10 protein-coding genes are annotated in these 12,087 nt (G+C 75.0%); 4 read left to right on the top strand and 6 right to left on the bottom strand.

The window, feature by feature from the left end; genetic code table 11:
- Positions 1 to 319 precede the first annotated feature (319 nt).
- Entirely contained in the window at positions 320 to 2,959 is a 2,640-nt protein-coding gene (gene pepN / locus J5O08_RS19390) for an aminopeptidase N (RefSeq protein ID WP_218708538.1), read from the bottom strand.
- A 237-nt stretch (positions 2,960 to 3,196) separates the two neighbouring features.
- Between pepN and J5O08_RS19395 the strand changes: the two genes are divergently transcribed.
- From J5O08_RS19395 to J5O08_RS19405, 3 genes are all read left to right on the top strand, one after another.
- Positions 3,197 to 3,820 (top strand): DsbA family protein, encoded by a 624-nt coding sequence (locus J5O08_RS19395; RefSeq protein ID WP_308161150.1) that lies wholly within the window; start codon positions 3,197 to 3,199, stop codon positions 3,818 to 3,820.
- A gap of 63 nt (positions 3,821 to 3,883) precedes the next feature.
- Positions 3,884 to 4,441, top strand: coding sequence for a hypothetical protein (locus J5O08_RS19400; protein ID WP_218708539.1), 558 nt, complete (start codon positions 3,884 to 3,886; stop codon positions 4,439 to 4,441).
- A 40-nt stretch (positions 4,442 to 4,481) separates the two neighbouring features.
- On the top strand, positions 4,482 to 5,210 hold the full coding sequence (locus tag J5O08_RS19405) for a hypothetical protein (RefSeq protein ID WP_218708540.1): 729 nt from the start codon (positions 4,482 to 4,484) through the stop codon (positions 5,208 to 5,210).
- Here the strand turns inward: J5O08_RS19405 and J5O08_RS19410 are convergent.
- The 5 genes from J5O08_RS19410 to J5O08_RS19430 all read right to left on the bottom strand — a co-directional run bounded on the left by J5O08_RS19410 (position 5,193) and on the right by J5O08_RS19430 (position 9,355).
- Positions 5,193 to 5,621, bottom strand: coding sequence for a YbaB/EbfC family nucleoid-associated protein (locus J5O08_RS19410; protein ID WP_218708541.1), 429 nt, complete (start codon positions 5,619 to 5,621; stop codon positions 5,193 to 5,195). The genes J5O08_RS19405 and J5O08_RS19410 overlap by 18 nt on opposite strands.
- Positions 5,618 to 6,532 carry a WXG100 family type VII secretion target gene (locus J5O08_RS19415; RefSeq protein WP_218708543.1) on the bottom strand — a complete coding sequence of 305 codons (915 nt, stop codon included), beginning with the start codon at positions 6,530 to 6,532 and terminating at the stop codon, positions 5,618 to 5,620. Before J5O08_RS19415 ends, J5O08_RS19410 begins: the two co-directional genes overlap by 4 nt.
- A complete protein-coding gene (locus J5O08_RS19420) occupies positions 6,529 to 6,843 on the bottom strand; it encodes a type VII secretion target (protein WP_218708545.1) in 315 nt (104 codons plus the stop codon). Before J5O08_RS19420 ends, J5O08_RS19415 begins: the two co-directional genes overlap by 4 nt.
- Positions 6,840 to 7,226: a YbaB/EbfC family nucleoid-associated protein gene (locus J5O08_RS19425; protein ID WP_218708547.1), complete on the bottom strand. Its 387-nt coding sequence runs from the start codon at positions 7,224 to 7,226 to the stop codon at positions 6,840 to 6,842. The genes J5O08_RS19420 and J5O08_RS19425 overlap by 4 nt, the downstream gene beginning before the upstream one ends.
- Positions 7,227 to 7,378: 152 nt before the next feature.
- A complete protein-coding gene (locus J5O08_RS19430; RefSeq protein ID WP_218708548.1) occupies positions 7,379 to 9,355 on the bottom strand; it encodes a M13 family metallopeptidase in 1,977 nt (658 codons plus the stop codon).
- 167 nt (positions 9,356 to 9,522) lie between these two features.
- Between J5O08_RS19430 and J5O08_RS19435 the strand changes: the two genes are divergently transcribed.
- On the top strand, positions 9,523 to 12,087 hold a 2,565-nt coding region (locus tag J5O08_RS19435), incomplete at its 3' end, for an MMPL family transporter (RefSeq protein ID WP_218708551.1).

The following is a 12,087-nucleotide window of genomic DNA, read 5'->3' on the forward strand; positions in this document are numbered from 1 at the left end:
GCCGGCGCCCGCCGCGCCCGCGGCGCCCGCCGCGCCCGCGGCGCCCGCCGAGCGCTCGCCGAGATAGGACCGCTGCGGCGAGATAGGACCGCGGACGGTCCTACCTCGGCACGGGAGCCCTATCTCGGCGATCGACCCCCTGGGCCGCCGCCCAGATCGGTGCTTCGGCGCGAGATCGGTGCTTGGAAGCATCGATCTCGGGCAGAACCACCGACCTCGACGCTCACCCCGGGGCCGGCCCGGACGGCGACGCGCCCGGTGCCCGGCCCCCGCGTGCGAGGTCGGGCGCCGGGCGCGTCAGGCCGGGCCGGGGTGCGGGTCAGGCCTCGTGGTAGTGGCGGTCGGCCGCCTGGGCCGCCAGGAGCCGGCGCACGCCGTCGCGGGCCTCGACCACCAGCCGGCGCAGCGCCGGGGCCGCGTCCGGGTGCGCGGCGAGCCACGCGTCGGTCGCCCCGGCCACGTCGACCGCGCCCTCGCCGGCGTCGTCCGCCAGCTCGGTCGGGTACAGGCCGGTCACGATGTTCTGCGCCATCTCGTTGGTCTTCTCGGACCACACGCGCTCGAGCCCGTCGAAGTACGGGGCCACGAACGGGCGGAGCAGCGTGCGGTCGTGCACGCGGCCGAACCCGCCGATGGTCGCGGCCTGCAGGGCGTTCGGCAGCGCGTCGGAGTCGACGACCGCGGCCCAGGCGGCGGCCTTGGCGTCGGCGGTCGGCAGCGCCGCGCGGGCGGCCGCGGCGGCTCGCTGGCCGGTCGCGGTCGGGTCCGCTGCGAGCTGCGCGTCGATCTCGGCCTCGCCCGCGCGGTCGCCGGCGACGAGCGAGGTCAGCAGCTCCCAACGCAGGTCGGTGTCGATCGACAGGCCCTCCAGGCGGGTGCCGCCGTCCAGCAGCGCCGCGACGGCGTCCAGCTGCTCGGTGGTCGAGGCCCGGGCGGCGAACGCCTTGACGAGCTGCAGCTGGGTGTCGCTCCCGCCCTCGGCGTCGGTCGCGAGCGTCCACAGCGCGTCGGCGGCGGCGACCTCGGTGGCCGGGCGGTGCTCGGCGGCCACGTAGAGGTCGAGCGCGGTGTGCAGCTGGCGCAGCAGCACGAGCACGACGGAGGAGTCGGTCTCGTGCGCGATGTTGCCGAGCAGCAGGTCGACGTAGTCGCGCGCCGGGGTCTCGCCGTCGCGGGTCGCGTCCCAGACCGCCGCCCAGACGAGCGTGCGGGGGAGCGACTCGGTGAAGTGGCCGAGGTGCGCGATCGCGGTGGCGAGCGAGCGCTCGTCGAGCCGGACCTTGGCGTAGGCGAGGTCGTCGTCGTTGAGCAGCAGCAGGTCGGGTCGCTTCGCGCCGACGAGCTCGGGCACCTCGGTGCGCTCGCCGTCGACGTCCAGCTCGACGCGCACGGTGCGCTCCAGCCGGGTCTCGCCGGAGTCGTCCGCGACGACGTCGTAGCCGCCGACCACGAGGCGGTGCGGGCGCTGCACGGGGTGCGTCGCGGGCACCTCCTGGCGCACGGCCAGCGCGGTGATCCGCTCGACGCCGTCCTCGCCGACCTCGGACGCGATCTCCGGGCGCAGCAGGGTCACGCCGGACTGCTCCAGCCACAGCGCCGACCACGCGGACAGGTCGCGGCCGGAGGTGGCCTCGAGCTCGGTCAGCAGGTCGCGCAGCTCGGTGTTGCCCCAGGCGTGCTTGGCGAAGTACTGCCGGACGCCCGCGAAGAACTGCTCCTGGCCCACCCAGGCGACGAGCTGCTTGAGCACGCTCGCGCCCTTGGCGTAGGTGATGCCGTCGAAGTTGACCTCGACGTCCTCCAGGTCGCGGATGTCCGCGGCGATGGGGTGCGTGGACGGCAGCTGGTCCTGGCGGTACGCCCAGCCCTTCTCCAGTGAGGAGAACGTGGTCCAGGCCGTCGTCCAGCGGGTCGCCTCGGCGGTCGCGAGGGTGGAGGCGTACTCGGCGAACGACTCGTTCAGCCACAGGTCGTCCCACCAGCGCATGGTGACGAGGTCGCCGAACCACATGTGCGCGAGCTCGTGCAGGATCGTCACCGCGCGGCGCTCGACCGTGGCGTCCGGCACCTTGGACCGGAACACGTAGGACTCGAGGAACGTGACCGCGCCGGCGTTCTCCATCGCGCCCGCGTTGAACTCCGGCACGAACAGCTGGTCGTACTTGGCGAACGGGTACGGGAAGTCGAACTGCTCCTCGTAGAACGCGAAGCCGGCGCGCGTGATGTCGAGGATGTTGTCGGTGTCGAGGTGCTGCGCGAGCGAGCCGCGGCAGTAGACGCCGAGCGGGATGGTGCGGCCGTCGCGCGACGTGAGCTCGCCGTGCTCGTGGTGGTACGGGCCGGCGACGACGGCGGTGATGTAGGACGCGATGCGCGGCGTGGGCTCGAACGTCCAGGTGGCGGTGCCCTCGTCGCGGCCGCCGTTGCGGTTCGTGCCGCCCTCGACGGGGACGGGCTCGCCGACGGCGGGGGAGTTCGACACGACCACCCAGTGCGCGGGCGCGGTCACGGTGAACGCGAAGGTCGCCTTGAGGTCGGGCTGCTCGAACACGGCGAACACGCGCCGGGAGTCGGCGACCTCGAACTGCGAGTACAGGTACACCTCGTCGTCGACCGGGTCGACGAACCGGTGCAGGCCCTCGCCGGTGTTCATGTAGGCGGCGTCGGCGACGACGACGACCTCGTTCTGCTCGGCCAGGCCGTCGAGGCGGATGCGCGAGTCGGCGACGACGTCGGCGGGGTCCAGCTCGGTCCCGTTGAGCACGACGCGGTGCACGGCGGGGGCGATGAGGTCGAGGAACGTGCCGGCGCCGGCCTCGCGGGCGGTGAACCGGACGGTCGTCGTCGAGGTGAACGTCACCGGCCCCGTCGTCAGGTCGAGCGCCACGTCGTAGGACTGGACGTCGACCAGGGCGGCCCGGGTCCGGGCCTCGTCGCGGGTCAGGTTCTCTGCGGGCACGCGGGGTCTCCTCGTGGAACGTCGGTCGCAGGTCTGCGGTGGTCAGGCTGGCTGACCGTCGCCGCATCATTCCACCAACCGGCGGGTGCGTGCGTCCGCGGTGCCGGCCGCCGGCGCCGCCCCCACGTGACACGGCCCCCCGGTTCCGGGGCATGATGGCGGACGGCGCTGTCGACCCGACGGCGCCCGCGTCCGCGCGCACGCACCCCGACGTCGACAGCCCGAGGAGCCCTCCCAGTGACCGACACGACCGCGCCCGACCGCGACACCGCCGACTTCTGGTTCGACCCCGCGTGCCCCTGGGCGTGGATGACGTCGCGCTGGATGACCGAGGTGCAGCGGGTCCGCGACGTGGACGTGCGGTGGCACGTGATGAGCCTGTCCGTGCTCAACGAGGGCCGGGACCTGCCCGACGAGTACCGCGAGCTGATGGACGACTCCTGGGCCGCCGTGCGCGTGCTCACCGCCGCCAAGGAGCTGTACGGCGCCGAGCACCTCAAGCCGCTGTACGACGCGCTCGGCACCCGCCGGCACCCGGGCGGCCGCAAGGACACCTGGGCGATCATCCGCGAGTCGCTCGACGAGGTCGGCCTGCCGCAGTCCCTGCGGGCCTACGGCGACACCGACGAGTTCGACGAGCAGCTGCGCGCGTCGCACGCCGAGGCGATCGCGCTGGTCGGCGACGAGGTCGGCACCCCGGTCGTCGCGGTCAACGGCACCGCGTTCTTCGGCCCGGTGATGACGCCGGCCCCGAAGGGAGAGGAGGCCGGCCGCCTGTGGGACGGCTTCGTGCTGATCACCGGCGTCCCCGGCTTCTACGAGCTCAAGCGCACCCGCACCAAGGGCCCCGTCTTCGACTGAGCGCCGGCGCGCGCACCCGCCCCCGGAGGCGCGCCGCACCCGCCCCACCCCCGGAGGTAGCAGATGGCAGCCCTCGCGAACCTGAGCCGCGGCGTCAAGATCTTCCTGGCCGTCGACGTCGTGCTGGTCCTCGGCCTGGTCGTCGCGGCGATCGTCGTGCTCGGCGGCGGCTCCGACGACGGCGGCGCGACCGCGAGCCCCTCGGCCCCCGCGTCGCAGGCCGCGTCCGGCGCCGCGACGGACGGCGCCACGTCCGGCGCGACCAGCGACGTCGCGACGTCGTTCGCGTCCCCGACGGGGAACATCGCCTGCACGATGTCGCCCGACGGCGTGACCTGCACGATCGCGAACATCCAGTACCAGGTGCCGGCGTCCGAGGGCTGCACGGGGACCACCGGGCACACCGTGGTGCTGAACGAGGCGGACGGCGTCACCACGCCGTGCGTTGAGGGCCCGGCGCCGGCGCCGGCGTCGGCGGACACCCCGGTGCTCGAGTACGGGCAGACGCAGACCGTCGGGCCGTACACCTGCACGAGCGGGTCGAACGGCATGTCCTGCGTGGTCGACGAGACGGGGACCGGGTTCCGGGTCGCGACGGCGGCGCTGACTACGCTGCCGTGATCGGCTCCGCGCGGACGCACCGTCCGACAGGATGGACCCCATGACCTACGCAGCACCCGAGGGACCCCGGGTCGTCCAGCGGGCCCCGGTGGTCCTGGCGGTCGTCCCGACCTGGGCGGACACGCACGCGTTCCCGACCGCGGCCGTCGAGGCGTCCCGACCGCGCGCCGGGCGCAGGGGCCTCGGCCTCGTGCTCGGCCTGGTGCTCGGTGCGCTCGTGCTCGCAGCGACCTCGGCGGTCGACGTGCCCGGTGGCGGCGCGGTCCGGGTGACGTGTCTCGTCCTCGGGGTCCTGGTGCTGGCGCTGCTCGCCACGCACGGCCATCCCGCCGGGTACCTGGTGGGCGCTGGCATCGGGGTGGCAGGCGGCCTGGTCGCGGGGTCCGGCGCTGCCGTCGGCGTCGGGGTGGTGTGCGGACTGCTGGCCTGGCCCGCGTGGGCCGCCCTCCGCGCCCGCGCCCGGTGGTGGCCGCGCCTGGAGGCGGTGCTGCGCGAGCACCGGCGGGTCGACGGCCGAGTCGTGGGGTCGCGCGCGGTGTCGGACTACCCGCCCCGGCTGCGGACCACCGTGGAGTCACCGGACGCACCGGGGGTGTCGTGGACGCTCGACGTGCAGACGAGCCGGCGGGTGCAGCTCGCGGTCGGCGACCCGGTGGCGATGTGGGTCCGGCCTGCGGACCCCGGTGCGGGCGTGCTGGTGCTCTCCGAGGACGTGGTCGGCCTCGCCGCGAAGACCTCCCGGGGCGGCGGCTCAGCGCAGCAGGTCTGACCGCGGGGTCGTCCGGACGGGGTCGGCGACCGGCGGCGCCGACTCGGCCAGGGTCCGCACCTGGCTGTCTCGGAGCGACGCGACGAGCGGGTCGTGTGCGCCGAGCTCGGCCGAGGCGGCCTCGTCCACCCGGCGTGCCGCCTCGAGCCGCGCGGCGGCCGCGGCCCGCACCACGGCCTGGCCGAGTGACAGGGCGGACGCGCGCAGGGCGCGGTCGGTGAACTCCAGGTCGCGGATCAGCCCGTGGGCGTCCACGTCCACCCGCACCTCGCGCCCCGGGGACCACGCCTCGGCATGCACGCCCGCGACCGCGACCTGGAGGCGGGAGGCACGGGCGAGGGCGTCCTGGCCCTGCCGGCCCCACTCCTCGACCAGGCGCGCGGCGTCCTCGGGACCGTCGAGCCGCGTCACTTCTCCCCACCCCCGGACGCCGTCGCGGCGGCCTCGAACGTCTTGTCGAGCGTGCCGGCCACCGACGTGGCCGACTCGACCACTGTCCGGAGCGTCGGCGCGGTGACGCCCGACGCAGCCGTGGTGAGCGGGATCTGCTGCAGGGAGTCCGCCACCCGGCGCAGCGCCGGCACGCCCTGCGTGAGCGCGTTGTTCGCCTTGTCGATCATCTGCACGAGCTGCTGGATGCCCGTGGTGAGCCGGGACAGCCAGTCGCGCACGCGCTCGACGCGGATGGCGATCGCCGTGACGGCCTGCGGCACGACCCAGCTGGCGCCGACGCCCACCGTCGCGGCGACCTGTGAGGCCCAGGAGATCAGCTTCCCGACGAGGTCGGCGATGACGTCCCGGACGATCGACCGGACGAAGCCGACCACGGCGCTGGCGGCCTGCATCGCCCCACCGACCCCCGCGCACATGCCGGACATCGCGCGCAGCGAGTCGGACAGCACGGAGGTGAACACGCCGTAGGCGTCCGCCGCGGGGCCGGACCACCCGGAGAGTGCGGTCCGGACGGCGGCATCGAGCTCGTCCGCGGAACCGGAGACGCGGGTGGAGATGTTGCCCCAGGTCGTGGCCTTGGCCGCGACCGCCCCCGGGTCGCCCGCGATCGAGTCCAGCATGTCGGGCAGCGGCGGCATGTAGTCGAGGAGAAAGCCCGCGACGCTCGCCGCCATCGAGGCGATCGGGTCGATGACGAACTCCGCGACGTCGGCCACGACGCCGACCCCGCCGGCCAGCCCCGTGCTCAGCGCCCAGTCGCCGGACGCCGCCATCTGCGCGATGTCGGCACCCGGACCGATGATCTTCAGGCTCTCGTACGCGTCGGCCAGCGCCGGTCCGCCGGCCGGGGCGGCCACGAGGGTGTTCACGGCAGCAGCTCCTCGAGGGTCTTGAGCGCCGACCGCACGGCGTCGTCGATCGCGTCGTACGCGTCGGCGGAGCCCCGCACGCCCGTCCTGGTACCGGCGACCGCGGTGCTGCCGGCGACCACGCCGGCCGCGGCGGCGCCCTGGACGGCCGTGGCCGGTACGACGAGGAACGAGCACAGCAGCCCGAAGCTGTCGTCCGGCATGGCCGTGGTCGCCGCGGCGTCCACCGCCTCCGCCAGTCCGGCGGCGATCCCGTCGAGCGCACCCGCGTGCGCCCGCATCGCGCCCGTGTCGACCGTCAGCTCGCTCATCGCCCGCCCTCTGCCACCCGGCCGCGCAGCGCGGCGTCCAGCTCGTCCAGCATCGTCGTGTCGGTCAGGTCGACGGGCGGCCCCGCGAGCGCGGCCTGCAGCGGCGCGGCCTGACGCTGCACGTCGGCGATCGCCTCCTGCGTCGTGCTCAGCACGGCCCGGGCGAGCCCGTCCGTCCCGAGCTCCTTCGCCCGCTCGGTCAGCCGCACGTCGAGCACGAAGCCACGGTGGTCGACGTCGACCTGCACGGCCCCGTCCGGCGTGCGCGCGGAGCCGCGGAGCCGCGCGATCTCGTCCGCGACCTCCTGCGCGCGCTCCGACTGCCGGAGTGCGGCGGCGAGCTGCGCCTCGACGCGCTCGTGCCAGATCCGCTGCGTGGTCATGCTGTCCTTCCCCCTGCCTGCACCTGCGCCGACGGTAGCGGCGGTCCCGGTCCCTGTCAGGCCCGGGACGCCCACCTGGGGACGACGCCACCCGGTCGGAGCACCACGCACGAGGACCCGGCGCGGACGTGCCGGGTCCTCGTGCGCGTGCCTCACCAGATGCGCACGCGCTCCTCGGGCGCGAGGTACAGCCCGTCGCCGGCCTGCACGCCGAACGCCGTGTAGAACTCGTCGACGTTGCGCACCACCGCGTTGCAGCGGACCTCGTCCGGGGAGTGCGGGTCGACCGCGAGCCGCCGGATGACCTCCTCGTCGCGGCCCTTGGCCCGCCACACCTGCGCCCAGCCGAGCAGCACCCGCTGCACGCCGGTGAGGCCGTCGACCTCGGGCGCCTCGTCCAGCGAGCGGCCGAGCGCGATCCGGTAGGCCTTGAGCGCGATCGACAGGCCGCCCAGGTCGCCGATGTTCTCGCCGATGGTGAGCGCGCCGTTCACGTGGTGCGAGCCGTTCAGCTGCGCGGGGGAGAACGCGTTGTACTGCTCGATGAGCGCGGAGGTGCGCTTCTCGAACTCCGCGCGGTCCTGCTCAGTCCACCAGTCCTCGAGCCGGCCCTGGCCGTCGTACTTGGAGCCCTGGTCGTCGAAGCCGTGGCCGATCTCGTGGCCGATGACCGCGCCGATGCCGCCGTAGTTCACGGCGTCGTCCGCGTCGGCGTCGAAGAACGGCGGCTGCAGGATCGCCGCGGGGAACACGATCTCGTTCATGCCCGGGTTGTAGTAGGCGTTGACCGTCTGCGGGGTCATGAACCACTCGTCGCGGTCGATCGGCTTCCCGATCTTGTTGAGCTCGAAGTCCTGCTCGAACGCGGACGCGCGGCGGACGTTGCCCACCAGGTCGTCGGCGCGGACCTCCAGGCCCGAGTAGTCGCGCCACTTGACCGGGTAGCCGATCTTCGGCGTGAACGCGTCGAGCTTGGCGAGTGCCTTGGCCTTGGTGTCCTCGCCCATCCAGTCGAGGGCGGTGATCGACTCGCGGTACGCCTCGACCAGGTGGCCGACGAGGACCTCCATCCGCTCCTTGTGGGACGGCGGGAAGTGCCGGGCGACGTAGACCTCGCCGACGGCCTCGCCCAGCACGCCCTGGACCAGCGAGACGCCGCGCTTCCAGCGGTCGCGGAGCTCCTGGGCGCCGGTCAGCGTCCGGCCGTGGAAGTCGAAGTTGGCCTCGACCAGCTCGGACGACAGGAACGGGGCCCGCGCGGTGATCGCGTGGTACGCCAGCCAGGCCTGCCAGTCCTCGACGGGCTCCGACGCCCACAGACCGGCGAATGCGGTGGCGAACGACGGCTCGCGCACCACGAGCTCGTCCAGCGAGCCCTGCGGGGCGCCGAGCGCGCGGGACCACGCCTCCCAGTCGAAGCCCGGCGCGGTGGTCGCCAGCGCCGAGAGCGTCGTCGGGTTGTAGGTGAGGTCGGCGTCGCGGTCCTTCACGACGTCCCAGTGGCCGGCGGCGATCTTCGCCTCCAGCGCGACGACCCGGCCCGCGGCCTCGTCCGCCGCCGCCTCGTCCGCGGACCAGCCGCCGAGCCGCAGCATCCGCGCGACGTGCGGGCGGTACGCGGCCAGCACGGCCGCGTACTGCTCGTCGCGGTAGTACGACTCGTCGGGGAGGCCCAGGCCCGACTGGTAGAGGTAGACGACGTACCGCTCCGGGTCCTTGGCGTCGTTGTCGACCCAGAACCCGGTGCCCGCCGCGGCGCCCGTGCGCTGCAGCGCGCCGAGCACGTCGGTGAGGTCCTGGCGGGTGGCGGCCGCCGCGATCGCCGACAGGTCGGGGCGCAGCGGCTCGGTGCCGGCCGCCTCGACCGCGTCGACGTCCATGAACGACGCGTACAGCGCGCCGATCTGCGCCTGCACGCCCGTGGCGTCGGCGGCCTCGCCGGCCTCGACGATGATGTCCCGGACCTGCTCCTCGGCCTGGTCGTGCAGCGCGCGGAACGAGCCGTCCATCGCCCGGTCGGCGGGGATCACGTGCTCGGCTGCCCAGCGGCCGTTGACGTGCGCGTACAGGTCGTCCTGGGGGCGGACGGCCGGGTCGAGGGCCGAGGTGTCGATGCCGCTGCGGGTCATGGTCGAGGAGGGTCCCTTCCGGTCGGGCCGGCGCGCGGCCGCGCACCGGGAGCCAGCCTAGGTCGCGGGGCCGACGCGGCGCTGCCCGCGACCCCGGCTGGTATCCCTGAGGGGCCGACGGGGGGACGTCGGCGGCGCGGCACTCCCTCGCGAGGCAGGAGCGGGCGATGTCCTGGAGGCTGTACCGGCTCGGGCGCCTGGCGTTCCGGCACCGCGTCGCGACCCTGCTCACCTGGCTCGGCGTCCTGGTGGTCGTCGGGGGGACGGCGGCGCTCGCCGGCGGGACGCTGCAGGACTCGTTCGTCATCCCGGGCACGGAGTCGCAGCAGGGCCTCGACGTGCTGGACCAGCGGTTCCCGCAGGCCGCCGGGGCGACGGCGCAGGTCGTCTACGAGGCCGACCCGGGGACGACGGTGGACGACGCCGACGCGGCCGCCGCGATCGAGCAGGTGGTGGCGGCGGTCGGTCAGGTCGGCCACGTCGTCCAGGTGACCGACCCGCTCGCGTCGGGCGCCCCGGCCGGCGCGGTCTCGGACGACCGGCGGTACGCGCAGTCGCAGGTGCAGCTCGACGCGGAGCTGACCGCGCTGCCCGACGACCTCACGACGCGGCTCGAGGCCGCCGCGGCGGTCCCGGCCGGCGCGCCCGTCACGGTGCACCTCGGCGGGCAGGTCTACACCGAGACCGGCGTGGCCATCGGGGTCACCGAGCTGCTCGGCGTCGGCGTCGCGGTGCTGGTGCTGGCGGTGACGTTCGGCTCGCTGCTCGCCGCCGGGATGCCGCTGCTCACCGCGCTGCTCGGGGTCGGCACGGCGCTCGCGGGCATCCTCGTCGCGTCGGCGGCCGCCACCATCAGCAGCACGACGCCGACCCTCGCGCTGATGATCGGCCTGGCGGTCGGGATCGACTACGCGCTGTTCGTCCTGTCCCGGCACCGGCACCAGCTCGCGCGGGGGATGGCGGTCGAGGAGTCGGCCGCGCGGGCGGTGGCCACAGCCGGCACCGCCGTGGTGTTCGCGGGGACGACGGTGATCATCGCGCTGTGCGGGCTGTCCGTGGTCGGCATCCCGTTCCTGTCGGTCATGGGCGTGGCCGCGGCGGCCGCCGTCGCGATCGCGGTCCTCGTCGCGCTCACGGTGCTGCCGGCGCTGATGGCGCTCGCGGGGGAGCGGCTGCGCCCCCGGCCGGGGTCCCGGGCGGCGCGGCGCGAGCTCGCCGACCCCGAGACCGGCGGCACCGGCGGCGCGCGCTGGGTGCGGCTGGTGACCCGGGTGCCGCTGCTGACCGTGCTGCTGGTGGTCCTCGGCGTCGGGGTGCTGGCGGTCCCCGCGCCCGACCTGCGGCTGACGCTGCCGGACAACGGCAGCGCGCCCGAGGGCTCGCCGCAGCGGGAGACCTACGACCTCGTGGCGGAGGGCTTCGGTCCCGGCTGGAACGCGCCGCTGCTGGTGACGGCCGACATCATCGCGAGCACCGACCCCCGCGGGGCCGTCGACGGCCTGGCGGGCGACCTGGCGGCGCTCGACGGCGTGGTGGCGGTGCCGGTCGCGACGCCGAACGAGTCGGCCGACACCGCGCTGTTCCAGGTCATCCCCTCCGGCGGCCAGGCCGCGGAGAGCACGCAGGACCTGGTCGCGGAGATCCGCGCCGACGCGGACGACCTGGTCGCGCCCTACCCGGGGGTGCACGACCTGCTGGTCACCGGGCAGACCGCCGTGAGCGTCGACGTGTCGGCGCGGCTCGGCGACGCGCTGCTGCCGTTCGGGATCGTCGTCGTCGGGCTGTCGCTCGTGCTGCTGCTGATCGTGTTCCGGTCGGTCGCGGTGCCGATCAAGGCGACGCTCGGCTACCTGCTGTCGGTGCTGGCGTCGTTCGGGGTGACCGCCGCGGTGTTCGAGCGGGGCTGGGGCGCCGACCTGCTGAACGTCGGCCTGGTCGGGCCGGTCATCAGCTTCATGCCGATCATCGTGATGGGCGTGCTGTTCGGGCTGGCGATGGACTACGAGGTGTTCCTGGTGTCCCGGATGCACGAGGAGTACGCGCACCACCAGGACCCTCGGCGCGCGGTCACCGTCGGGTTCACGTCCTCGGCCCGGGTGGTCACGGCCGCGGCGACGATCATGATCTGCGTGTTCGCGGCGTTCGTGCCCCAGGGCAGCGACATCGTCAAGCCGATCGCGTTCGGGCTGGCCGTGGGGGTGGCCGTCGACGCGTTCGCGGTGCGGATGACCCTGGTGCCCGCGGTGCTCGTGCTGCTCGGGCACCACGCGTGGACGATGCCGCGGTGGCTCGCGCGGCGGCTGCCGTCGCTCGACGTCGAGGGCGCGGCGCTCGCGGAGCAGCTGGCGCACGACGCCTGGGTCGCCGAGCACGGGCCGGCGGCGGTCCGCGCCGAGTCGGTGGTGCTGGCGACGCCCGACGCCCCGGAGGTGCCCGCGTGCGCGCCGGTCGACCTGGTGCTGCGGCCCGGCGGGCTGCTCGGCGTGACCGCCGCCGACCCGCGGCTGGTGGACGCGCTGCTCCTCGCGGTCGCCGGGCGGGGAGGTCCGCTCGCCGGGCGGCTCGTCGTGCTGGACTCCCCGCTGCCCGGGCAGTCGGCGGTGGTGGCGGCGCGGGTGGCGCTGGTGGTTCCGCCCGGGCCCGGGGCGGAGGGGACCGTGGGGTCGTGGGTGGCGGCGCGGGGCGGCCGCGGCGCTGGGCGCGGGGGCGGCGGCGCGGGGCGCGGGCGCGGC

This window comes from Cellulomonas sp. PS-H5, assembly GCF_019265565.1.
Classification (GTDB): Bacteria; Actinomycetota; Actinomycetes; order Actinomycetales; family Cellulomonadaceae; genus Cellulomonas.

What these genes read in the sequence shown, in the direction of transcription:
- J5O08_RS19420 (WP_218708545.1), bottom strand. Translation starts at nt 6,843, where the DNA reads ATGAGCGAGCTGACGGTCGACACGGGCGCGATGCGGGCGCACGCGGGT.
- J5O08_RS19425 (WP_218708547.1), bottom strand. Translation starts at nt 7,226, where the DNA reads ATGACCACGCAGCGGATCTGGCACGAGCGCGTCGAGGCGCAGCTCGCC.
- J5O08_RS19400 (WP_218708539.1), top strand. Translation starts at nt 3,884, where the DNA reads ATGGCAGCCCTCGCGAACCTGAGCCGCGGCGTCAAGATCTTCCTGGCC.
- J5O08_RS19430 (WP_218708548.1), bottom strand. Translation starts at nt 9,355, where the DNA reads ATGACCCGCAGCGGCATCGACACCTCGGCCCTCGACCCGGCCGTCCGC.
- J5O08_RS19405 (WP_218708540.1), top strand. Translation starts at nt 4,482, where the DNA reads ATGACCTACGCAGCACCCGAGGGACCCCGGGTCGTCCAGCGGGCCCCG.